General features: G+C 68.0%; 21 protein-coding genes. 11 read left to right on the plus strand and 10 right to left on the minus strand.

Annotated features, from left to right (window positions below; all coding sequences use genetic code 11):
• Window positions 1–112: 112 nt before the first annotated feature.
• The gene (locus G8O29_RS10925; protein ID WP_367890164.1) at window positions 113–958 is read left to right on the plus strand and encodes a WD40/YVTN/BNR-like repeat-containing protein; all 846 of its coding nucleotides are present in this window, start codon (window positions 113–115) and stop codon (window positions 956–958) included.
• Window positions 959–1418: 460 nt separating this feature from the next.
• On the opposite strand, the gene G8O29_RS10930 is transcribed toward G8O29_RS10925, so the two are convergent.
• Both G8O29_RS10930 and mazG read right to left on the minus strand, forming a co-directional pair.
• Window positions 1419–2417, minus strand: coding sequence for a Fe(3+) ABC transporter substrate-binding protein (locus G8O29_RS10930; RefSeq protein ID WP_166403273.1), 999 nt, complete (start codon window positions 2415–2417; stop codon window positions 1419–1421).
• A 152-nt stretch (window positions 2418–2569) separates the two neighbouring features.
• Window positions 2570–3385, minus strand: coding sequence for a nucleoside triphosphate pyrophosphohydrolase (mazG, locus tag G8O29_RS10935; RefSeq protein WP_166403274.1), 816 nt, complete (start codon window positions 3383–3385; stop codon window positions 2570–2572).
• Between the two features lie 315 nt (window positions 3386–3700).
• Here mazG and G8O29_RS10940 point away from each other — a divergent pair, with 315 nt between their 5' ends.
• The 8 genes from G8O29_RS10940 (at window position 3701) to G8O29_RS10975 (ending at window position 11462) form a co-directional block, all read left to right on the plus strand.
• Window positions 3701–4864, plus strand: coding sequence for a M20 aminoacylase family protein (locus G8O29_RS10940; RefSeq protein ID WP_166403275.1), 1164 nt, complete (start codon window positions 3701–3703; stop codon window positions 4862–4864).
• 24 nt (window positions 4865–4888) lie between these two features.
• Entirely contained in the window at window positions 4889–5299 is a 411-nt protein-coding gene (locus G8O29_RS10945) for a DUF6636 domain-containing protein (RefSeq protein WP_166403276.1), read from the plus strand.
• Between the two features lie 195 nt (window positions 5300–5494).
• Window positions 5495–6901, plus strand: a complete 1407-nt coding sequence (locus G8O29_RS10950; RefSeq protein ID WP_166403277.1) for an aminotransferase — start codon at window positions 5495–5497, stop codon at window positions 6899–6901.
• 163 nt (window positions 6902–7064) lie between these two features.
• Window positions 7065–8030, plus strand: a complete 966-nt coding sequence (speB, locus tag G8O29_RS10955) for an agmatinase (protein ID WP_166403278.1) — start codon at window positions 7065–7067, stop codon at window positions 8028–8030.
• A 10-nt stretch (window positions 8031–8040) separates the two neighbouring features.
• The gene (locus G8O29_RS10960) at window positions 8041–8502 is read left to right on the plus strand and encodes a DUF1499 domain-containing protein (protein ID WP_367890165.1); all 462 of its coding nucleotides are present in this window, start codon (window positions 8041–8043) and stop codon (window positions 8500–8502) included.
• A 175-nt stretch (window positions 8503–8677) separates the two neighbouring features.
• The gene (gene prfA, locus G8O29_RS10965) at window positions 8678–9736 is read left to right on the plus strand and encodes a peptide chain release factor 1 (protein ID WP_166403280.1); all 1059 of its coding nucleotides are present in this window, start codon (window positions 8678–8680) and stop codon (window positions 9734–9736) included.
• Window positions 9733–10590: a peptide chain release factor N(5)-glutamine methyltransferase gene (gene prmC / locus G8O29_RS10970; protein WP_166403281.1), complete on the plus strand. Its 858-nt coding sequence runs from the start codon at window positions 9733–9735 to the stop codon at window positions 10588–10590. The genes prfA and prmC overlap by 4 nt, the downstream gene beginning before the upstream one ends.
• A gap of 179 nt (window positions 10591–10769) precedes the next feature.
• Window positions 10770–11462, plus strand: a complete 693-nt coding sequence (locus G8O29_RS10975) for a DUF4167 domain-containing protein (RefSeq protein ID WP_166403282.1) — start codon at window positions 10770–10772, stop codon at window positions 11460–11462.
• A 57-nt stretch (window positions 11463–11519) separates the two neighbouring features.
• On the opposite strand, the gene G8O29_RS10980 is transcribed toward G8O29_RS10975, so the two are convergent.
• The 8 genes from G8O29_RS10980 to G8O29_RS11015 all read right to left on the minus strand — a co-directional run bounded on the left by G8O29_RS10980 (window position 11520) and on the right by G8O29_RS11015 (window position 19130).
• Window positions 11520–12056: a hypothetical protein gene (locus G8O29_RS10980; protein WP_166403283.1), complete on the minus strand. Its 537-nt coding sequence runs from the start codon at window positions 12054–12056 to the stop codon at window positions 11520–11522.
• A gap of 15 nt (window positions 12057–12071) precedes the next feature.
• Entirely contained in the window at window positions 12072–13022 is a 951-nt protein-coding gene (locus tag G8O29_RS10985; RefSeq protein ID WP_166403284.1) for a vWA domain-containing protein, read from the minus strand.
• A gap of 391 nt (window positions 13023–13413) precedes the next feature.
• Window positions 13414–13959 carry a fasciclin domain-containing protein gene (locus tag G8O29_RS10990; protein ID WP_166403285.1) on the minus strand — a complete coding sequence of 182 codons (546 nt, stop codon included), beginning with the start codon at window positions 13957–13959 and terminating at the stop codon, window positions 13414–13416.
• Window positions 13960–14069: 110 nt separating this feature from the next.
• A complete protein-coding gene (locus tag G8O29_RS10995; RefSeq protein ID WP_166403286.1) occupies window positions 14070–14738 on the minus strand; it encodes an anti-sigma factor in 669 nt (222 codons plus the stop codon).
• Entirely contained in the window at window positions 14735–15268 is a 534-nt protein-coding gene (locus G8O29_RS11000; RefSeq protein WP_166403287.1) for a sigma-70 family RNA polymerase sigma factor, read from the minus strand. Before G8O29_RS11000 ends, G8O29_RS10995 begins: the two co-directional genes overlap by 4 nt.
• A gap of 73 nt (window positions 15269–15341) precedes the next feature.
• A complete protein-coding gene (locus G8O29_RS11005; RefSeq protein WP_166403288.1) occupies window positions 15342–17384 on the minus strand; it encodes an ASKHA domain-containing protein in 2043 nt (680 codons plus the stop codon).
• On the minus strand, window positions 17381–17797 hold the full coding sequence (locus G8O29_RS11010; RefSeq protein ID WP_166403289.1) for a cupin domain-containing protein: 417 nt from the start codon (window positions 17795–17797) through the stop codon (window positions 17381–17383). The genes G8O29_RS11005 and G8O29_RS11010 overlap by 4 nt, the downstream gene beginning before the upstream one ends.
• Window positions 17798–17945: 148 nt before the next feature.
• Window positions 17946–19130, minus strand: a complete 1185-nt coding sequence (locus tag G8O29_RS11015; RefSeq protein WP_166403290.1) for a CaiB/BaiF CoA transferase family protein — start codon at window positions 19128–19130, stop codon at window positions 17946–17948.
• 81 nt (window positions 19131–19211) lie between these two features.
• On the opposite strand from G8O29_RS11015, the gene G8O29_RS11020 reads away from it, so the two are divergent.
• Window positions 19212–21020: an ABC-F family ATP-binding cassette domain-containing protein gene (locus G8O29_RS11020; protein WP_166403291.1), complete on the plus strand. Its 1809-nt coding sequence runs from the start codon at window positions 19212–19214 to the stop codon at window positions 21018–21020.
• A gap of 205 nt (window positions 21021–21225) precedes the next feature.
• Entirely contained in the window at window positions 21226–21825 is a 600-nt protein-coding gene (locus G8O29_RS11025) for an outer membrane protein (RefSeq protein ID WP_166403292.1), read from the plus strand.

The following is a 21825-nucleotide window of genomic DNA, read 5'->3' on the forward strand; positions in this document are numbered from 1 at the left end:
AGGGCTGGCCGATCAACCATGCGATCGGGCGCGGCGGAGAGATCTCCTGGCGGCCGGAGGCAGCGGCTGGCATGGGGCGGGGGTGTGGCGGCGATCGGGGGGTGAGTGGAGCGTGTCGACGGGGCCGTTCGAGGGGGCGGAGCAGCTGTGGTCGGTCTGTTACGACCGGGGGCGGGTGCTGGCGGGGTCGAAGCCGGCCTATCTGTATGAAAGTGTGGATTGCGGGGCGAGCTGGCGGCGGCTGGAGGCTCTGACGGATCAGCCGGGGGCGGATCATTGGATGCCGGGGGCGGCGGGGCTGACGTTGCACAGCATTCTGGCGGATCAGAAGGGGGGGATCTGGGTCGGGATCTCGGCGGCGGGGGTGTTCGAGAGCCGGGACGGGGGCATGAGCTGGATCATGCGGAACCGGCGGGGGAACCGACCGGGGCCGGCGGGGGCGCTGGCGCGGGACTGGGGGGATGGGGTAGAGTTCCGGGCCGAGGACGAGATCTTTTCCTGCGTCCACAACCTGGCCTTCGGGGCCGCCGAGGGGCTGATCTACATGCAGAACCACCAGGGGGTGTACCGGTCGCGGGATGGCGGCGCGGTCTGGGAGGAGGTGACGGAGGGGTTGCCCTCGACCTTCGGCTTTCCGGTGGCGGCGCATCCGACGAAGCCGGGGGTGTTCTGGGTCTTCCCGCTGAACGGCGACAGCGAGGGGCGCTATCCGGTGGGGGCACGGGCGCTGGTCTGGAAGACGGAGGACGGCGGCGAGACCTGGGCGGGGAAGGGCGCGGGGCTGCCGGAGCGGGACTGCTTCTTCACCGTGCTGCGGCAGGGGATGGCCTCGTGCGAGGGCGGAGTGGCCTTCGGGACGAACTCGGGGTCGGTGTTCCTGTCGAAGGATGAGGGCGAGACCTGGGAGGAGGTCGCGCGGCATCTGCCGACGGTGCTGTCGGTGGAGTTCATGGGGTGAGCCGCGCCGCGCGCGGGCAGGTTGGCCATCCAAGGGCTTTCAAGGAGTTGGCCGTGGGTGTTGGAGGTTTGGCACGGTTCTTGCTCCGGGCCGCCGGGGCAAGGCGTTCGGGCGGCCCTTCGCGTCGGCCAGGGCATGTGGTTGCGAGCTGAGCCCACACTTCCTGCGCCCGATCAGTCGTCCGCGCCGCCTTCTTGAACCGCACGGCTCTACGCCGTCCGGGGCGCCTGCGCATGGGGTGCGTCGATCCTCACCATCGACGGTTCCCGGACCTGCGCGGCCAGTGGTGACTTACGCGAACCGCTGTCCTTCTGGCAGATCATGGGTCGTGGCTCTGGAGATCATGCCATGCGCGTTCATTCCGGAGGCTCCGTTCCGCGCGTCCGCACGGCCAGGACCGTCGCATCAAAGCGCAAGCGCCCGAGGTTTCCCCCGGGCGCTGCTGCAAACTCGGGACACCTCAACCGTCGAAGTTCACCGTCTCCATGATCTTCAACGCCGCCGCACGGGCCTTGGCGATCTCGGCCAGGGGCGTCGGGTCGGCGGTGAACTCGCCCCAGGAGGCGACGACGGCCGAACGTTCCACGCCGGCCTTCACCGGATATTCGTTGTTGGTCTCGGCATAGATCTTCTGGGCGGTGTCGCCGGCCAGCCATTCCATGAACTTCAGCGCGTTTTCCTTGTTCGGGGCTGATTTGGTCATCGCCACGCCCGAGATGTTCAGATGCGAGCCGCCGTTTTCGAAGACCGGGAAGGTCACGGTCACGGCTTCGGCCGCCGCGCGCTGTTCGGGGTCGGCGAGCATCTGGCCGATGTAATAGGTGTTGCCGATCGCGATGTCGCATTCGCCCGCCGCGATCGCCTTGACCTGGTCGCGGTCGCCGCCGTCCGGCTTGCGGGCGAGGTTGGCCTTGAGACCCTCGGCCCATTTCGTGGCATAGTCCTCGCCATGGTGGACGATCATGGCACCGAGCAGCGCGATGTTGTAGTCGTTCAGCCCCGAGCGCGAGCAGATACGGCCTTTCCACTTGTCCGAGGCGAGATCCTCGTAGGTGGTGATCTCGGCCGGATCGACGCGGTCCTTCGCGGCATAGACGATGCGGGCGCGCGCGGTCAGGCCGAACCAGTGGTCATTCGGGTCGCGCAGGGTTTCGGGGATGTTCGCCTCCAGCACCTCGGACTGCACCGGCTGCGTCACATCGGCCTCGACGATCTGCATCAGGCGGGCGATGTCCACGGTCAGGACCAGATCGGCGGGCGAGCGGTCGCCCTCGGCCACCAGGCGTTCGGCCATGCCCTTGTCGACGAAGGCCACGTTCACCTTGATGCCGGTCTCGGCGGTGAAGGCATCGACGAGGGGCTGGATCAGCTCGGGCTGGCGATGGGAGTAGACGTTGATCTCCTGGGCAAGTGCCGGGACCGAGCAGGCGAGAAGGGCAAGGGTGGAGAGACGGAACATGGTTGAGTCCTTTAGTCGGGTTTGCCGGGACGTATAAACCTGACTGTTTTGCTTTGGTCAAGTGGTTGAGTGATTTTCTCGGCAATTCCGTGGCGCGGCGCCGGTTGCAGGCGGCGGAGCCTTCGGCGGGGACAGTTGCAGAAGGGAAAGGGTCAGGGGCGGGCCTTGTCCCGGGCCTTGTCTTCGGCCTTGGCGCGATTCCACAGCGCGTCCATCTCGGCCAGGGTGCTGTCGGCGGGGGTGCGGCCCTGTTCGGCGAGCCAGTCCTCGATCCGGGCGAAGCGGCGGGTGAACTTGGCGTTGGCGGCGCGCAGGGCGGCTTCGGGATCGACCTTGAGGTGGCGCGCGAGGTTGGCCATGACGAAGAGGAGGTCGCCGATTTCCTCGGTGAGGGCGTCATGGGTGAGGGTGTCGCGAGCCTCGGTGACCTCGCGGGCTTCCTCGATCAGCTTGTCGAGGACCTGATCGGTGGAGGGCCAGTCGAAGCCGACGCGGGCGGCGCGGTTCTGGAGTTTGAGCGCGCGGGTGAGGGCGGGGAGGGAGGCGGCGATGCCGTCCAAGGTGCGGGCGGCCCCGCGTTCGCGGGCCTTCTGCGCCTCCCAGTCGCGGGTCTGCTGTTCTGCGGTCTTGTCGCGGTTGGCGGTGCCGAAGACGTGGGGGTGGCGGGCGATCATCTTGTCGGAGATGGCCTCCACCACATCGGCAAAGGTGAAGTGGCCGGCCTCGGCGGCAAGCTGGGAATGGTAGACGGTCTGGAAGAGGAGATCGCCGAGTTCGCCCTTCAGGTCGGACCAGGCCTGGCGGTCGATGGCGTCGGCGACTTCGTGCGCCTCTTCCAGGGTGTAGGGGGCGATGGTGGCGAAGCTCTGCTGGATGTCCCAGGGGCAGCCGGTGTCAGGGTCGCGCAAGGCGGCCATTATGGCGAGAAGGCGGTCGATCCCGGTGGGGGGGAGTGTGTCGGTGGTCATCAAAGTCCTGCGCCCGGAACGGATGTCCGGGCGCAGGATAGGGATTTGGCGGGCGGTGTCACGCCCCGCTGCGGTCAGAAGCTGAAGCCGACGCGGAGGCCAACCGTATTCACCGTGGTATCGAGATCAAACGTGTCGGCGTCGTTCCGCCCGTCCAGGTTCCGACGCGTATAATCGCTCCCGTCGGCGCGGCCCTGGACGCAACGGCGGGGGTAGGGCAAACCGGAGCGTTTCCGGCGCCGGGTGCTGCGCTTCGATCATTGCGGTCGCCCGCGATTTCCGATTTGCTCGCAGGGCACCGCGAAGGAGTCCGCAATGCCCGTTCTGAACCGTATCGCGTCCTATGCCGAAGAGATGAAGGGATGGCGGCGGCATCTGCACATGCACCCGGAGCTGGGATTCGAGTGTCACCGGACCGCGGCCTGGATCACCGAACGGCTGCGCGAGATCGGGGTGGACGAGATCCACGAAGGCATCGCGAAGACCGGGATCGTGGCGCTGATCCGGGGTCGCACCGAGGGCCCGGTGATCGGCCTGCGCGCGGACATGGACGCGCTGCCGATCGAGGAACTGACCGGCGCGCCCCATGCCAGCACGGTCAAGGGCAGGATGCATGCCTGCGGGCATGACGGGCATGTGACGATGCTGCTGGGGGCGGCGAAATATCTGGCCGAGACGCGGAACTTTGCCGGAACCGTGGCGCTGATCTTCCAGCCGGCGGAAGAGGACGGCGGCGGCGGCCAGGTCATGGTGCAGGAGGGCATCATGGACCGTTTCGGCATCGGGCAGGTCTACGGCATTCACAATGCTCCGAACATCCCCTTCGGACATTTCCAGACCACGCCGGGGCCGTTGATGGCCAGCGTCGATACGGCGGTGGTCAAGGTCACGGGGCGCGGCGGGCATGGCGCCACGCCGCACGAATGCGTCGATCCGGTGGTGGCCATCGTCGGCATGGTGCAGGCGGTGCAGACGATCATCCCGCGCAACGTGCATGCGCTGGACGAGGCGGTGATCTCGGTCACGATGATCCATGCCGGGACCGCGTCGAACATCATCCCCGAAGAGGGGTTCTTCGCCGCCACGATCCGCTGCTTCAAGCCGGATGTGCGGGAGCTGCTGAAGAAACGGTTCCACGAGATCGTCGAGGGTCATGCCGCAGCCTATGGCGTGAAGGCCGAGATCAATTACGACGGGGGCTATCCCGCGACGATCAATCACGAGGACGAGGCGGAGTTCGCTGCCGAAGTCGCGCGGGAGGTCTCGGGCGCGGATGCGGTGGATGCGCGGGCCAACCGCGAGATGGGGTCGGAGGATTTCAGCTACATGCTGGAGGCGCGGCCGGGGGCTTACCTGTTCCTGGGCACCGGGCCGGGGGCGGGGCTGCACCATCCGGCCTATGATTTCAACGACGAGGCGGCCCCCATCGGGGCCAGCTTCTTCGCGCGGCTGGTGGAGCGGGCGCAGCCGGTGGTCTGACGGGTTTTGGCGAGGAGTTTCAGGATGATGCGGGTCGGAGTTGCAGTTGCGTTCCTGGGTCTGGCGGCGGGTGTCGCGCAGGCGGACATCATCCAGTTCCGCTCGCCCACCGGGAACATCAACTGCATCATGGTCAGCGACCCCTCCGGCGCGACGGCGCGCTGCGATCTGACAGAGCTGACGCCGAGCTATACCAGGCGGCCGGCGGGGTGCAAATTCGACTGGGGCCGGTCCTTTGCGGTGGGCAACACCGGTAAGGGCTATCTGGCCTGCGTGTCGGATGCCGTGGGCGGCGCGGGCGTGGCGGTGCTGCGCTATGGTCAGGCGGTGTCGCTGGGCGGGATCTCTTGCGTCTCGGCCGAGACGGGCATGACCTGCACCAATGCCAAGGGCCACGGGTTCAGCGTGTCGAAGGCAAAGCAGAAGCTGTTCTGATCTCGGCCCGCTCGCGAATCGCGGGTGCGGTCGGCCTTGGGCGGGACGCGGTCCCGATGGGGGCCGGATCAACCTTTGTACACCATATCTGGGTGACCCCCAACCTTTGGACGGGCCGGGGGCTGGCCGGATTATGATCAAAATGCTAGTCTGTTGTTGTTATCCATTTGTGTCATTCAACGACGGAGACCGCACATGACCGCCCCGATGGCCCTGGCACGGCCCAGCCCGAATGCGCTTTGGGAGATGGACCGGAGGCACTCCTTGCACCCCTGGACGAACTTTGGCCCCTTCGAGCGAGAGGGCAGTCTGGTGATCAGTCGGGGGGAGGGTTGTTACCTCTGGGATGCCGAGGGGCGGCAGTATCTGGACGCGGTGGGCGGCCTGTGGTGCACCAACATCGGCCTTGGCCGCAAGGAAATGGCGCAGGCCATCGCCGAACAGGCCGAGAGGCTGGCGTTTTCCAACACCTTTGTCGATGTGACCAATGACCCGTCGGCGCGGCTGGCTTTGAGGCTGGCGGAACTGGCTCCGGGCGATCTGAACCGGGTGATGTTCACAACCGGCGGCTCGACGGCGGTGGATACGGCGGTCAGGACGGTGGCCTATTACCAGACCTGCATGGGCCGGCCCGAGAAGACCGATATCGTGGCGCGGGATTACAGCTATCATGGCTCGACCTACCTGGCGCAGTCGGTGGGCAAGCGGCCGGGCGACCGGGTGCCGGAGTTCCGCTACAAGGAGGAGGGCATCCATCACCTGTCGGTGCCGAACCCCTACCGCCGTCCCGAGGGGATGAGCGAGGCGGCGTTCTGCGACGCGCTGGTGGCCGAGTTCGAGGCGCTGATCGCGCGCGTGGGAGCCGACCGGATCGGCGGGTTCATCGCCGAACCGATCCAAGCCTCGGGCGGGGTGATCGTGCCGCCCGAGGGCTATCTGCGCCGGATTTGGGAGGTCTGCCAGCGCCACGACATCCTGTTCATCGCCGATGAGGTGGTGACCTCCTTCGGGCGGCTGGGGCACTGGTTCGCCTCATGGGACCTGTTCGGGGTGCAGCCGGACATGATCTGCACGGCGAAGGGGCTGACCTCGGGCTATGTGCCCTTGGGCGCGCTGATCCTTAGCGACCGGATGTGGGAGGCGATGGCCGCGGACGGGTCGCGCTGGTTCACCGCCGGGTTCACCTATTCCGGGCATCCGGTGTCCTGCGCCGCGGGGCTGAAGAACATCGACATCATGGAGCGCGAGGGGCTTCTGGCCCATGCCGACCGGGTGGGCGGATATTTCGAGGCGCGGATGGCGGCGCTGGCCGACCTGCCGCTGATCGGCGATGTGCGCGGGCGGCGGTTGATGCTGTGTGTGGAAAGCGTGGCGGACAAGGCGACGAAGGCGGTGCTGCCGGATGAGGCGAACGAATCGAAGCGCATCTCGAACGCGGCTGAGGCGATGGGGCTTCTGGTGCGGCCGATGGGGCATCTGAACGTGATGTCTCCGCCCCTGGTCATCACCGAGGCCCAAGTGGATTTCATCGCCGAGACGCTGGAGCGCGCGATTGTCCAGGTCACGGATGAGCTGGTCCGCGAAGGGTTCCGGCTGGGGTAGGGCCCCGGAGTTTTCGAAAACTCCGGACCGGAGCCTTCGAAGGCTCCGGTGCGATTTCTTCGAAGAAATCGCCCGCTTGACAGCGGCGCGCGGGACGGGTTTGCTGGCGGCACCGGATCCGCGCGTCTCCGCTGAACGACTGCGCCCAAGACCCGAGACCATCATGGCACTTGAAGACGCGAAGACGCAGGTCGATACTGCGTTCACCCGGACTGCGCACCGGGGCTATTCCTTTGAAAATGCGTTCGGGGGGGCGACGAGCTTCCTGCGGCGGAGTTATACCAAGGACCTGACCGGGGTCGATCTGGCGATCACCGGGGTTCCCTTCGATCAGGCGGTGAGCCATCGCAGCGGCACCCGTTTCGGCCCGCGCGCGATCCGCGAGGCGTCGAGCCTGATGCCCTATGACCCGCCGCCGGGCTGGGGCACCGACCCGCTGGAGGATCTGAACATCATCGACTACGGCGATGTGGCCTTCGACTACGCCAATGTGCCCGAGTTTCCCGAGACGCTGACCAACCACATCCGCACCATCCTGAAGGCGGGGGCGGGGACAGTGGTGCTGGGGGGCGACCATTACATCACCTGGCCGATCCTGAAGGCCTATGCCGAGAAATTCGGGCCGGTCGGAGTGATCCATTTCGACGCCCATTCCGACCTCTGGCCCGACGACAACCCGGCGCGGATCGACCATGGGACGATGCTGTACAAGGCGGTGAAGGCCGGTGCAGTGGACCCCAAACGCAGCGTCCAGATCGGCATCCGGACGACGACCGAGGATTATCTGGGCGTCAACGTCATCACCGCGCGCGAGGCGCATGAATGGGGCGTGGCGCGGGTGGTGGCGACGGTGAAGGATATCGTGGGGGACAGGCCCACTTACCTGACCTTCGACATCGACGCGCTGGACCCGGCCTTTGCGCCCGGGACGGGGACCCCGGTCTGGGGCGGGCTGGCCAGCTGGCAGGTGGCGGCGATGCTGCGCGATCTGGCCGGGATCAACCTGGTCGGCGGGGATGTGGTCGAGGTCTCGCCGCCTTATGACACCACCGGCGCCACGGCGATCGCGGGGGCGCATGTGGCCTATGAGCTGATCTGCCTTTACCATTGGGCGCGGACGCAGAGGTGAGGACATGCGCATGACGGGCTGGATTGTGGGACTGCTGGCGCTGGGGGCTGTGGGAGGCATGGCCTATATCCGGCTGGCGCCATCGGATCCGGCCCGTTGGCATGTCGACCTTGCGGCGGGCGGATGGCCGAGCAATGCGCATGTGTTCTGCATCAAGCCCGGCGCGCGCTATGACGTGCAGGAGGACCCTCAGGCGCTGCTGGCGCGACTGGATGCGATTGCGCTGGCGACGCCGAGGACCGAACGGCTGGCGGGTTCCCCCGAGGAGGGGCGGATCACCTGGGTCACACGCTCGGCGCTGATGGGGTTCCCGGACTACACCACGGCGCAAGTGATGCCGGGGCCGGGGCTGTGCGTCGCCGGGCGGCAGCGCTTTGGGTCCGAGGATCTGGGGGTGAACGAAGCGCGGATCGGTGGCTGGATGCAAGAGTTGCTTGGGCTGGAAGAGCGGCCTGCTATGACCGGGTTCTAGGACCGGGTCGGGGCGGTTTTCAGATTGAGCGGCATACGCCGCAAGTCCTTTGTCTTGCGCCTTTGCGTGAAGGACGCAAAAACGCTCGGAAGTGCTCCGCAGGGGATATTTGCCGAAGGGAAAGCGCGAGGGGTTGCCCCTTGACCCTTGCCGGGCGGCCTGCCAAACCCCGCGCATGGTTCCGTTGGACAAACTTGCCCAGATCACCGAACGGTTCGAGTTTCTCGAAGCCCAGTTGAACGCCGGGTCGGCAGCGCCGGCCGAGATCGCGAAGATCTCGAAGGAATATACCGACCTCAAGCCGGTGGTGGAGGAAATCCGCGCCTATCGTCAGGCGCTGGACGATCTGGCCGAGGCCGAGGCGATGCTCTCTGACCCCGAGATGAAGGCGCTGGCCGAGGAGGAACTGCCGCGCCTGAAGGCACGCATCCCCGAGATGGAGCAGGCCCTGCGGCTGGCGCTGTTGCCGAAGGATGCGGCGGATGCGCGGCCTGCGATCCTCGAGATCCGGCCGGGGACGGGGGGCGATGAGGCGGCGCTGTTCGCCGGGGACCTTGCGCGGATGTACCAGCGCTATGCCGAACGGATGGGCTGGCGGTTCGAGATCATCAGCGAACAGCCGGGCGAGCTTGGGGGCCTCAAGGAGTTTTCCGCCCTGATCGAGGGCGAGGGCGTCTATGCCCGGATGAAGTACGAATCCGGCGTCCATCGGGTGCAGCGGGTGCCCGAGACCGAGGCGCAGGGGCGGATTCATACTTCCGCCGCGACGGTGGCCGTCCTGCCCGAGGCCGAGGAGGTGGACATCGACATTCCGGCCTCCGACATCCGGATCGACACGATGCGGTCGTCGGGCGCGGGCGGGCAGCATGTGAACACGACGGATTCGGCGGTGCGGATCACGCATCTGCCGACCGGGATCGTGGTGACGAGTTCGGAGAAGTCGCAGCACCGCAACCGCGAGATCGCGATGCAGGTGCTGCGCGCGCGGCTTTACGAGGCGGAGCGCGAAAGGCTGCATGCCGAACGCTCGGCCGACCGGAAAAGCCAGATCGGCACCGGCGACCGCAGCGAGCGGATCCGCACCTACAACTTCCCGCAAGGACGGATCACGGACCACCGGATCAACCTGACGCTTTATGCCCTGCCGCAGATCATGGCGGGCGACCTGACCGAGCTGATCGACGCGCTGGTGGCGCATGACCAGGCGGAACGGCTGGCGGAGATGGGTGCGTGAAGGCAGGGGACGCGCTGCGGCGGGCCATTCCGCGCTTGCAGGAGGCCGGGATCGAGGATGCCGCACGCGATGCGCGGGTGCTTCTGGCCCATGCGCTGGGGATCGGGCACGACCGGCTGACGCTGAAGCTGCCCGACGAGATGACCGAGCCGCAGACGCGGGCCTACGAGGAGGCGCTGGCGGCGCGCTGCGCGCGGCAGCCGGTGGCGCAGATCACCGGGCGGCGGCCGTTCTGGGGCCTGTCCTTTCGCGTCACGCGCGACACGCTGGACCCTCGGCCCGAGACCGAGACGCTGGTGGCCGAGGCCCTGACCCGGCCCTTCCGGAAGATGCTGGACCTTGGCACCGGGACGGGCTGCATCCTGTTGTCCTGCCTGAGGGGCATGGCCCAGGCGCGGGGGCTGGGCACCGACATTTCGGATGCGGCCTTGCAGGTGGCGATGGGCAATACCCGCGACCTGGGGCTGGAGGCGCGGGCGCGGTTCCGCAAGTCGGACTGGTTCGCAGCGGTCACCGGAACCTATGACCTGATCGTGTCGAACCCGCCCTATATCGCAGCCGAGGAGATGCCCGGACTGGCGCCGGAAGTGCGCGACTGGGAGCCGCAGCAGGCGCTGACCCCCGGGGGCGACGGGCTGGACGCCTACCGCGCCATCGCGCGCGGCGCGGGCGGGCGGCTGTTGCCGGGCGGGCGGCTTCTGGTCGAGATCGGTCCCGCCCAGGGGCAGGCCGTGGCCGCGCTGTTCGCGGCGGCGGGGCTGGAGCGGATCCGCATCCTGCCCGACATGGACGGACGCGACCGCGTGGTCGCGGCCGAGAAGGCCGGGGCCGAGGACCGTTGCAGCGGCACCTGATCCCGCCCAAAAACAGTCTGTCCGTACAATTTGCGCTTGTCAGCCGCCTTGGCCTGTGATTACTGGGAACAGCTTCGGGCAGGGTCGCACCTGCCCCAGCGCAATGCCGGCCTTGACGACTTCCTTCAGGCTGCCCGCGCCGGGCGGCGGTCGTGGGCCAAAGCCATCAAAAGGACAAGATGCGCTCTTCCAAGAAACGCTCGCGTTCCAACCAGAACCGCCCGCGCAGCCTCGGCAACATCGTCAACCGCGTCTTCGACAGCTCTGGCCCCGAGGGCAAGGTACGCGGCACGCCGCAGCAGATCATCGAGAAATACCAGATGCTGGCCCGCGACGCCCAGCTGTCGAACGACCGTGTGGCGGCCGAGAATTTCCTGCAACATGCCGAGCATTACACAAGGATGCTGTCCGAGGCGATGAAGGAAATGGCCGCCGAACAGGAGGCGCGTCAGCAGCAGTACCAGAACAACGGCGGCCAGCAGAACGGCAACGGCAACGGCGGCCAGCAGCACCAGCCGCGGGGAGACCGTCCGGATCGGAACGACCGGAGCGACCGCACCGAGCGTCCCGACCGGGCCGAGCGGCGTGACTTCACCCGCGACTTCCGCGCCGAGCGCGACCTTGGCCTGGACGAGCAGCCGGCGATCGCCGAAGTGATCGACCTGGGCGGGGCCGATGATACCGGGCTGATCGAGACGCCCGAATCCGCCCCCCGCCCGCGCAGCGAACCCGAGCCGGCCCTGGCCGAGCCCCGGGCGGCAGAGGACCGCCCCGCGCGGCGCCCGCGCGGCCCGCGCAAGCCGAAGGGAAGGGACACGCCGGAGGGCGAGGGCAACCCGGAGGGCGAGCCGCCGCAGGAGGCCGCCGAATAGGATGCAACAGGCCGCCCCTCGGGGCGGCCTTGTCATCTGGCGGAGCGGGTTTGCCGCTCAGGGCAGGGTCAGGGCCAGTTCGCTGCGCTCGCCCGCCGTCACCGTCAGCGGGGTTTCCGAGGACTTGTCGGCCTTCGTCAGTTTCACGATGTAGTCGCCCGCGGGAAGCGTGGTCTGCCAGGCCGGGCCATAGCCATAGGCCAGCGAGGCGCGGTTGCCGTTGATGTCCGTCCTGGCGGCCAGCACTTCGATCAGTCCATCGCCGGGCGAGGTGAAGGCGGCGACGCCTGCGTTCAGCGGCACGGTGATGTCGGTGCGTTCGCCGACCTTGATGGTGAACGGAACTTCGGATCTGGCCGCGCCCAAGGTCACCACGGCGACGTAATCGCCTGCGGGCAGGTCGAAGCGGGCTCCGGCGCCGTAGGCGTAGGCGACCGACTTGCGGTTGCCGTCGATGTCCTTCCTGGCCTCGAAAATCTCGACGAGCTGGTCGCCGCCTTCGACCTTGAGGCTGTCGGAATAGGTGGCCTCGACCACGGCGAGGCCGGTGCCAAGGATCAGGTCCAGATCGGTGACCTTGCCGGGGTCGATCACCACCGACTGGTTGGCCTAGGCCGCGCCAAGGACGGCGCGCAGCGCGTGTTCACCGGACGGGAACACCCGGTAGGTCTTGGTGTAGCCGGATTCGTACAGGTCGTCCGCGCCGCGCAGTTCCCAGAAGGCATCGGGGTCGGGATCGGCCCCCGGCGCGGCGCGGAGCGTCAGGTTCAGGATGCCCGCATCCAGCACCGCAACGGGGGTGGACAGTTCGGAGGCCGGGCCGATCTCGACCTCCTGCGCGACCCGCGCCTTGTGCAACACGGTCTCCATCCGGTAGCGGCCGGGCGCGAGGCTGCCTTTCGATCGGCCGTAGATCGTGGTGTCCTCGCCCGCAGGCTGGCCGTCCGCGCCAAGCGGGGTGAAGGTGAAGACCACATCGGCGATGATCCTGTCGTCAAGCTCGGCCCCGCCCGCGACAAGATAGGCGGCGGGATCGACGTTTTCGGCCAGGGCCGCCGGGGCGGGGGCGGGTTCCGGCTCGGGCGCTGGCGCGGGTTCGGGTTCGGCCACGACAACGGTGGTCTTCAGCGCATCGACCAGGCTGCCGGCATTCTTGGCCTGGATATACTTGCCCCCGGTATTCTCGGCCAGGCAGGCGACGGCCTTGCCCTCGTCCTCGGTCAGGCCGAAGCCCACGACATGGGCGGTGAAATCGACGCCCGAGGCTTCCAGTTCCGCCCCAAGCGCGCAGGGGTCGGCCTCGCAGGTCTCGATCCCGTCGGTGATCAGGATCACGGTGGCCTTGGCTTCGGTCGATTTCAGCTCGGCCGCGGCGCGCCGGACGGATTCGGTCAGGGGCGTCTTGCCCAGGAATTTCATCGCATTGGCGGCGTCGGTGATTGCCTGCGCAGTGCCAGGGGCAGGGGGCACGACCAGTTCGATATCCTCGCAGCTGCCCTTTTCGCGGTGGCCATAGGCCATCAGGCCCAGCTCGGCCTCGGGCGGCATTTCGGCCAGCACGGCCGCCAGCGCCTCGCGCGATTTCCAGCTTGGCGCGGCCGTCGATCTGGCCCCACATCGAGCCCGAGGCGTCAAGGACGATGATTGGGCGGCCCTCGGCAGAGAGCGGCGCGGCAATGAGCGCCTGGACGAGAACGAGACCACGCAGGAAATGGGCAAGGCGCATGACGCGACTCCGGCTGGAAAATGGACCGGGCCAGAGCCCAGGCCGGTTGGGGCGGTCCGGTCACCTGGGCGTGCAAAGCGAAAACGGGTCTTCAGGGTTGACCTGAAGACCCGTTCCAGAGCGCGCCGGAAGTGAGGGGATGTTCACCTTTCGGCGCCCCGTGCCGGGCCTGCCGCCCGGGCCGAGTGACCGGCTCGGGCGGCAGGCGTTCCCGCGATGAAGGGACTACATCGCCGGAAGAAGAACCGTGTCGATGACGTGGATGACACCGTTCGACTGCTTGACGTCGGCGATGGTCACGTTGGCCACGTTGCCCTGGCCGTCCTTGATCATCACCACGCCGTCCTTGTACATCGCGGTGAATTCGCAGCCGCCCACGGTCTTGACCGGGTGGGCGCCCTTGTCGTCATCGACCATCTTCATGATCGCATCCGACATCGCATTTGCCGCGACGACGTGGCAGGTCAGGATCTTGGTCAGCTGATCCTTGTTCTCGGGCTTCAGGAGGGTTTCCACCGTGCCCGCGGGCAGCTTGGCGAAAGCCTCGTTCGTGGGGGCGAAGACAGTGAAGGGGCCGGGGCCCTGAAGCGTCTCGACCAGGCCCGCGGCCTGCACGGCGGCGACGAGCGTGGTGTGGTCGGCCGAGTTCACGGCGTTCTCGACGATGTTCTTGTCTTCGAACATCGGCGCGCCGCCCACCATCGGGTTTTCGGCCAGCGCCATGCCGGAGGTCAGAGCCAGGATCGCTGCGCTAAGTCTGAAGGCTTTCATCGGGTGCTTCCTTTTGGTTCGAGGTCCGGGGTCATTCCCGCCTCACACCCGAAGGAACGGCACGGCGTTGTGCGAAGTTTCAGCCGGGCCGACGGCTCACGGCTTCGTGATCAGGTGGCCTCGCCCACGATCGCTGTCAGGATCACCGGGCCGGTCGGCAGGCCGGTGGGCGAGCCGCCCTCGGGCTCGACCGAGACGGCAAAGACAAAGCCCGCGGGCGGGACCGGATAGTCGATGACCAGGGGCATGTCTTCGAGCAGCCCGAGCGAGACCGGGCTGGCGCCCGGGGCGATGATCCAGAGCTGGTGCACCTGGCCGGGCGCGGCGGCGGGCCCGGCCACGCGGGCGACCTGGAGCGTGTCGCCGAAATGGCTGACCTGGTAGGACAGGCGCCGGTCGGCAGTGGCCAGTGTCACCAGCGTCTCGGGCCGGGGCGGAGCCAGGGTCGCCACCGTCGCCAGCACCACCACCGCCGCCAGCGCGGCGCCGGCCAGCCAGCCGAGGTTCAGCCCGAAGCGGCGCCGCGTCGGGGCAGGGGCGGCCTTCGGGAAGAGCCGGGCCTCGATCTTCGGCAGCAGGTCCGGCGCGGGCGCCTCGGCGAAATCGTCGTTCAGGCCGGCCATCCGGCTTTCCCAGGCCGCGACCAGCCCGGCAAAGCCCGGGTCGCGCTTGATCCGGGCCTCGGCCTCGGCCCGCTCGGCCAGATCCAGCACGCCCAGCACATATTCCGCCGCCAGCGCGTCGTCGGCCTCCATCGGGGTCAGGGGTGCATCGGTCATCGGTCGAGGCACTCCTTCAGCTTGAGGAGGCTCCGGCGCAGCCAGGTGCGCATGGTGTTCAGGGGCACTCCGTGCCGCGCGGCGAGGTCGAGATAGGACAGGCCGTCCAGATAGGCGCCGCGCACGGCCGCGGCACGGTCGGGCTCCAGCGTGGCGAAACAGTCGGACACGCGCCGTGCCTCGCCGGCCGCGATCAGCCGGGTCTCGGCGCGGGGGGCGTTGTCCTGCACCGTCTCGAGCGCGTCGTCCGAGGCCGCCTCGGGCCGGGCCCGCAGGCGGTCGATGGCCAGGTTGCGCGCGATGGCGATCAGCCAGGTCATGCCCCGGCCCTTCGCCGGATCATAGCGACCGGCGCGCAGCCAAACCCGTGTGTAGACCTCCTGCAAGGCATCCTCCGCCTCTGAGCGTTCCCGGAGGATACGGAGAAGAACCCCCATGAGTTTCGCCGAGGTGTCGCGATAAAGCGCACGGAAAGCCGCCCGGTCGGCGGCGGCGCATTGCGCGATCAGGCTGGCGATGGGATCATCCATGCGGCAGACGTTAAGGATTCTGGCCCGTATGGCAAGGCCTTGCGCGAAACGGCTACCGCGCCCCCGGCGCCGCCTAGCCGCGCCGCCGCCGCCGCCCGCCCTCGTCGCCCGCCGTCTTGGTGTTGAAATTGACGTCGGGGAGGGAAACGATGCTCTCCAGATTTGGAAACAGTTCGACGGCGTTCGGGATGGCGCTGGCGTTGACGAAATGCTCCTGGAAGCGGGGTTCGATGGCGGTTTCGATCTTGTGGATGTCGCGGACGGTGGCTTCGATCTCGGCCCGGGCGGCGCGGTTCAGCAGCGCGATCCGTGCGCCGGTGCCGGCGGCGTTGCCCGCACTGGTGACCTTGTTGAGGGGCACATCGGGGATCATGCCGAGGATCATCGCGTGTTTCGGGCTGATATGCGCGCCGAAGGCCCCGGCGAGGATGATGCGGTCCACGTGATCCACGCCGAACTTGTCCATCAGAAGCCGCGCGCCGGAGTAGAGCGCGGCCTTGGCCATCTGGATCTCGCGGATGTCGCGGTTGGTGACGGTGATCTTCGGCCCGCCAGTCGCGCTGCCGTCGTGGACGAGGTAGCTGTAGGTGCGGCCATCGAGGAACAGGCGGTCCGAGCCGGTCTGTTCGGGGCTGCCGATCAGGCCCTGGGCATCGAGGATCCCGGCCAGACGCATCTCGGCCACCATCTCGATGATGCCCGAGCCGCAGATACCGGTGACGCCGGTGGTCGCGGTCGCGGCGGCAAAGCCCGGATCGTCGGACCAGAGGTCGCAGCCGATGACCTTGAAGCGGGGCTCTTTCGTCACGGGGTCGATTTCCACCCGTTCGATGGCACCGGGCGCGGCACGCTGACCGCTGGAGATCTGTGCGCCCTCGAAAGCGGGGCCGGTGGGCGAGGAACAGGCCAGCACCTTGGTGGTATTGCCCAGCAGGATTTCCGCGTTGGTGCCGACATCGACGACCAGCATCAGGTCTTCCGACTTGTCGGGGTTTTCCGACAGGGCCACGGCGGCGGCATCCGCGCCGACATGCCCCGCGATGCAGGGCAGGATATAGACCCGCGCGGCGGGGTGCAGGTGCAGGTCCAGATCGCGGGCGGTCAGGCGCAGCGCGTTGGACGTGGCCAGCGCAAAGGGGGCCTGACCCAGTTCATAGGGGTCGATGCCAAGGAACAGGTGGTGCATCACCGGGTTGCAGACGAAGACCGAATCCATGATGAGCGTCCGGTCCACCTGCGCCTCGTCGCAGAGCTGGCCGAAGAGGGTGTTCATCGCCCCCCGCACCGCCGCCGTCATCTCGGCCGCGCCATTGGGGTTCATCATCGAATAGCTGACCCGGCTCATCAGATCCTCGCCGAAGCGGATCTGGGGATTCATCAGGCCCGAGGAGGCGACGACTTCCCCGGTGCGCAGGTCGCAGAGGTGCCCGGCGATGGTGGTGGAACCAAGGTCCACCGCCACCCCGTAGATCGAGCCTTCGTAAAGCCCCGGCCAGATCTGCATGATCCGGGGCCTGTCGGTCGCGGCTTCCTGATGCAGGGCCACCGTCACCTTCCATTCGCCCTTGCGCAGCGTGGGTTGCAGCGTGGTCAGGACCGGCAGGTCGATGGTGACGTTCTCAAAGCCCCACTGGTCGCGCAGCGCGTCGCACAGGCGTTCCAGATCGCCCGAAGGGTCGTGCATGTCGGGCTCTGCCACTTCGACGAAATGCAGATGCACCGAGGGGTCCATGCGGATCTCGCGCGCCTCGACGCGTTTCCTGACCACCTGCTTGTGGACCTGGGATTCGGGCGGCACGTCGATGACGACATCGCCCATGACCTTGGCCTGACAGCCGAGACGCCGCCCGTCGATCAGGCCGCGGATGCGCTTGTAGCGATCCTCGACCGCGTTCCATTCGGACAGCGCGTCCTCATGCACGGTGACGCCATGCTTGGGAAATTCGCCGTAACCGGGCGTGATCTGGCACTTGGAACAGATGCCGCGCCCGCCGCAGACGGAATCGAGGTCCACCCCCAGCTGCCGCGCGGCGGTCAGGACCGGGGTGCCCAGCGGAAACCGCCCCCGCTTGCCCGAAGGGGTGAAGATGACGAGGGCGTCCTGTTCGGCAGTCATTCCGGCGCGGGCTCCGTTGCGGGGGCTTCATGCGTGAAGTGGTAGGCGATCTGGTCAAAGCGGTCGCGGGCGAAGGTGTAGAACCAGCGCAGGCTTTGGGTGACGTGGGGCACGCCATGCTCGGCCATGCCGGGAATGTAAAGGGCGACGCCGGGGGCCAGGCGGTGCGGGATGCCGTCGATCAGAACCTCGCCCTCGCCCTCCAGCCCGAAATAGACCTCGGGCTCGGCATGGCGATGCAGGGCGAAGGTCTCGCCCGGCTGCATCTCGGCGATGCCGCAGACGAGGGTGTCGGTCGGCGTCACCTCGCCCGAGATCAGCGTGCGCCACGACAGCGTGCCGCGCGCCGGATCGTCCCAGCGGGCGGGGGCGCAGTCCTGCGCGTCGATGCGGATGGCGGCCGTCGGCGTCATGCTGGTCCGGTTCTAATCCGGCTTGCGGCGGCAGCAAGGATGGAATGCGGCAACTGGCCGCGCCATTCCGTCATGCGCCCTTCCGGCCAGGCGCGGGGGCGGCGTTCGACAGGGCATGGTCCGGGGATGGCAGCGCCGGGGAGCGGCCTCACAGCGCTTTGTCGCCCGGGGTTCGGCCCCGGACCTCTTCAGCGCCGTCCAGCCAGGCCAGGATCGCCGCCCGGTCCCCGTCAAGGCGCGGGGCCGGGGGCAGGGCGGTCTGGTCGGGCAAGGTGGAGATCTTGATCGGGTTGCCCGGCGCGGTGAAGGCGGGGCCGCCGGGGTGGGGCGCGACCGGCAGGATCATGTTGCGCGCGCGAAGCTGGGGGTCGGCCAGCACCTCCAGCATGTTCTGGACCCGGGCGGTGGGCAGGCCCGCGGCGTCCAGCACCTCCAGCCAGTGGGCGACGGGCCGGGTCAGTGTCACCGTCTCGATCAGCCGCTTCAGAAGCGCGTGGTTGTCGCAGCGCGCGGCGTTGGTGGCAAAGCGCGGATCGGCGGCGATGTCGAGGCCGAGCGTGTCGCACAGCCGGGCGAACATCGCATCATTTCCGGCAGCGATGACCACGAATCCGTCGGCGGCGCGGAAGGTGGCGAAGGGGGTGATCGTGGGGTGGCGGGCTCCGGTCGGGCCGGGGGCTGTGCCGGTGGCCGAGGCGATGGCGAGCGCGTGTTCCTGGATCGCGAGCTGCGCGTCCAGCATGGCGACGTCGATCATCGCGCCTTCTCCGGTCCTTTCGCGCTGGAAAAGGGCGGCCAGGATGCCTTGCGCCAGATACATGCCCGCGACGATGTCGCCGATCGAGGCCCCGACACGGACCGGGGGACCGCCTGTCTCTCCGGTGATCGACATCACCCCGCCGCGCGCCTGCACCACCATGTCATAGGCGGGCTTCCCGGCGTCCGGCCCGGTCCGGCCGAAGCCGGACACAGCGGCGTAGATCAGCCGCGGGTGGCGGGCGTGCAGCACCGTCCAGCCATAGCCCAGCCGGTCCATCACGCCGGGGCGGTAGTTTTCCACCAGCACATCGGCCCGCGCCAGCAGCCGGTCGAAGATCGCGCGGTCGGCATCCTGCTTCAGGTCCAGCGCGATGGACTGTTTTCCGGCGTTCAGCGTGGCGAAATAGGCGCTTTCGCCCGCCATGAAGGGCGGAAAGGCACGGGTGTCGTCGCCGGTGCCGGGGCGTTCCACCTTGATCACGCGGGCGCCGAGGTCCAGCAGGCTTTGCGTGCAGAAGGGCCCGGCCAGCACATGCGTCAGGTCGAGTATCGTGATGCCGTCGAGAGGTGCCATCTGTGTCTCCTTCGCGGCCAGCATGACATGGTATCGTCACGGCACGTTGACGCCGGTCAAATCCGCCTCTACCTCGCCCGCATGGCACGCGCACCCCTTCTGCAACTTTCCGGCATCTCGCTGACCTTCGGCGGCAATCCGGTCTTCGACGATCTGTCGCTGACCGTCCAGCCCGGCGACCGCATCGCGCTGGTCGGGCGGAACGGCAGCGGCAAGTCCACGCTGATGAAGGTGATGGCCGGTCTGGTCGAGGCCGACCGCGGCACGCGCGTTGTCCCGCCCGGCGTGACCGTGGGATACATGGAGCAGGAGCCGGACCTGAGCCGCTTTGCCACGCTGGGCGAGTTTGCGGCCTCGGCGCTGCCGGAAGGGCAGGAGTATCGCCTGTCAGTCGTGGCCGAGGGGCTGAAGTTCAACCCCGAGACTCCGGTAGCCACCGCCAGCGGAGGGGAACGCCGCCGCGCCGCACTGGCGAAGCTTCTGGCCGAGGCGCCGGAGCTGATGCTCTTGGACGAGCCGACCAACCACCTGGACATCCAGGCCATCGAGTGGCTGGAGGCAGAACTGCGCGACACGCGGGCGGCCTTTGTCCTCATCTCTCACGACCGGGCCTTCCTGCGGGCGCTGAGCCGCGCGACGCTGTGGATCGACCGGGGCGAGGTGCGCAGGCGCGACGCGGGGTTCGAGGGCTTCGAGGACTGGCGCGAGGCGGTATGGGCCGAAGAGGACGAGGCGCGCCACAAGCTGGACCGCAAGATCAAGGCCGAGGCGAAATGGGCGGTCGAGGGGATAAGTGCCCGGCGCAAGCGCAACATGGGCCGGGTGCGCGCCTTGCAGTCGTTGCGGGCGGAACGCAAGGCGCAGATCCGGCGGCAGGGGACGGCGGCCTTCGCGCTGGATGCGGGGCCGACCTCGGGCAAGAAGGTGATCGAGGCGGTCGGGCTGACCAAGGCCTATGGCGACAAGGTGATCGTGAAGGACTTTTCCTTGCGTGTCCTGCGCGGGGACCGGGTTGCCTTCATCGGACCGAACGGGGTGGGAAAGACCACACTTCTCAAGCTGTTGACGGGCGAGGTTCAACCGGATGCGGGGACGGTGACACTGGGCACCAACCTGGAGATCGCGGTCTTCGACCAGACGCGCAGCCGGCTCGACCTGGACGCGAGCCTGTGGGACAACCTGACGGTCGATCCGCTGATGCGGGTCTCGGGCGCCTCGGATCAGGTGATGGTGCGTGGCACACCCAGGCATGTGGTGGGCTATCTGAAGGACTTCCTGTTCGACGAGGCCCAGGCCCGCGCCCCGGTGCGCAGCCTGTCGGGCGGGGAACGTGCGCGGCTGTTGCTGGCGAAACTGATGGCGCAGCCGTCGAACCTGCTGATCCTGGACGAACCGACCAACGATCTGGACGTGGAAACGCTGGATCTGTTGCAGGACATCCTGGGCGATTACGATGGGACGGTGCTGCTGGTCAGCCACGACCGCGATTTCATCGACCGGGTGGCCACCGCGACCGTGGCGATGGAGGGCGAGGGCAGGGTGCAGGCCTATCCCGGCGGCTGGTCGGACTATGTGGCGCAACGCCCCGAACCGGCGGCGCCGGCGGCGAAACCGGCGGTCCGCGCGGCTGCGGAGCCGGTGGCACGGGCCGCGCCTGCCGCGAAGGGCGGCGGGCTGTCCTTCACCGAGAGGAAGCGGCTGGACGACCTGCCTGACCTGATCGCCCGGCTAGAATCCGAGATCGGCAAGCTTTCGGCGTTGCTGGCCGACCCCGAGTTGTTCACCCGCGAGCCGGTGAAATTCCGCAAGGCGACCGAGGCCCTGGCCGAACGGCAGGCGGCGCTGGAGGCGGCGGAAGCCGAGTGGCTGGATCTGGCCGAGCGGGCCTGAGGCGGGGCTGACGGCAGGAAACCGGCGAGGCTTGGCCGAAACCGGCCGGGCGGTTCGGCATATCCCTGCCGGTGCCGAACACGCCGCATCAACCGCCCGTGAGGTGCCCTTGCGCCTGGCGCCGGCACCCCCCAATCCCCTTGTGAGCCTTTCGGAACCCGCGCCCATGTGCCCTGTTCCGACGGGCCAGAACAAGGAGACAGACATGAGAACTATCGCAGCACTGCTGGCCACCGCCGCCCTGACCGCTCCTGCCTTCGCCGGCGGCCCGACCGCGGTTGCGGACGAGCCGGTCATCACCGCGGCACCCGCGCCCTATGTCGCCCCCGGCCTCGACTGGTCGGGCGCCTATGTCGGCGCGCAGCTTGGCTATGGCGACGTGGATTCGAACGGGGCCGGCCTTGACGGCAACGACTGGCTGGGCGGCGTCCATGCCGGCTATCGCTGGGACCTGGGCAACTGGGTTGCGGGGACCGAGTTGTCCTATGACAAGGCCAACATCGCGCTTGGCCCGACCGCGGGCGACGAGCTGGACAGCGTTCTGGCGCTGAAGCTGTCGGCCGGCTATGAGATCGGCAACAGCCTGGTCTACGGCACCGTCGGCGCCGCGCAGGCCTCGGCCAGCGTCGGGGGTGTTGACCTGAAGGACACGGGCTTCCTGTATGGCGTCGGCTTCGACTATGCGGTCAACGACCGCTGGACGGTGGGCGGCGAACTGCTGGAGCACAAGTTCGACAACTATGACGGCACGGGCGTGGACCTGGGCGCGACCACGCTGAAGGCCAAGGTCGGTCTGCGCTTCTGA

The organism is Rhodobacter calidifons, assembly GCF_011174775.1.
In the GTDB taxonomy this organism is placed as follows: Bacteria; Pseudomonadota; Alphaproteobacteria; order Rhodobacterales; family Rhodobacteraceae; genus Tabrizicola; species Tabrizicola calidifons.

What these genes read in the sequence shown, in the direction of transcription:
- G8O29_RS10930 (WP_166403273.1), bottom strand. Translation starts at nt 2,417, where the DNA reads ATGTTCCGTCTCTCCACCCTTGCCCTTCTCGCCTGCTCGGTCCCGGCA.
- mazG (WP_166403274.1), bottom strand. Translation starts at nt 3,385, where the DNA reads ATGACCACCGACACACTCCCCCCCACCGGGATCGACCGCCTTCTCGCC.
- G8O29_RS10940 (WP_166403275.1), top strand. Translation starts at nt 3,701, where the DNA reads ATGCCCGTTCTGAACCGTATCGCGTCCTATGCCGAAGAGATGAAGGGA.
- G8O29_RS10945 (WP_166403276.1), top strand. Translation starts at nt 4,889, where the DNA reads ATGATGCGGGTCGGAGTTGCAGTTGCGTTCCTGGGTCTGGCGGCGGGT.
- G8O29_RS10950 (WP_166403277.1), top strand. Translation starts at nt 5,495, where the DNA reads ATGACCGCCCCGATGGCCCTGGCACGGCCCAGCCCGAATGCGCTTTGG.
- speB (WP_166403278.1), top strand. Translation starts at nt 7,065, where the DNA reads ATGGCACTTGAAGACGCGAAGACGCAGGTCGATACTGCGTTCACCCGG.
- G8O29_RS10960 (WP_367890165.1), top strand. Translation starts at nt 8,041, where the DNA reads ATGACGGGCTGGATTGTGGGACTGCTGGCGCTGGGGGCTGTGGGAGGC.
- prfA (WP_166403280.1), top strand. Translation starts at nt 8,678, where the DNA reads ATGGTTCCGTTGGACAAACTTGCCCAGATCACCGAACGGTTCGAGTTT.
- G8O29_RS10975 (WP_166403282.1), top strand. Translation starts at nt 10,770, where the DNA reads ATGCGCTCTTCCAAGAAACGCTCGCGTTCCAACCAGAACCGCCCGCGC.
- G8O29_RS10990 (WP_166403285.1), bottom strand. Translation starts at nt 13,959, where the DNA reads ATGAAAGCCTTCAGACTTAGCGCAGCGATCCTGGCTCTGACCTCCGGC.
- G8O29_RS10995 (WP_166403286.1), bottom strand. Translation starts at nt 14,738, where the DNA reads ATGACCGATGCACCCCTGACCCCGATGGAGGCCGACGACGCGCTGGCG.
- G8O29_RS11000 (WP_166403287.1), bottom strand. Translation starts at nt 15,268, where the DNA reads ATGGATGATCCCATCGCCAGCCTGATCGCGCAATGCGCCGCCGCCGAC.
- G8O29_RS11005 (WP_166403288.1), bottom strand. Translation starts at nt 17,384, where the DNA reads ATGACTGCCGAACAGGACGCCCTCGTCATCTTCACCCCTTCGGGCAAG.
- G8O29_RS11010 (WP_166403289.1), bottom strand. Translation starts at nt 17,797, where the DNA reads ATGACGCCGACGGCCGCCATCCGCATCGACGCGCAGGACTGCGCCCCC.
- G8O29_RS11015 (WP_166403290.1), bottom strand. Translation starts at nt 19,130, where the DNA reads ATGGCACCTCTCGACGGCATCACGATACTCGACCTGACGCATGTGCTG.
- G8O29_RS11020 (WP_166403291.1), top strand. Translation starts at nt 19,212, where the DNA reads ATGGCACGCGCACCCCTTCTGCAACTTTCCGGCATCTCGCTGACCTTC.
- G8O29_RS11025 (WP_166403292.1), top strand. Translation starts at nt 21,226, where the DNA reads ATGAGAACTATCGCAGCACTGCTGGCCACCGCCGCCCTGACCGCTCCT.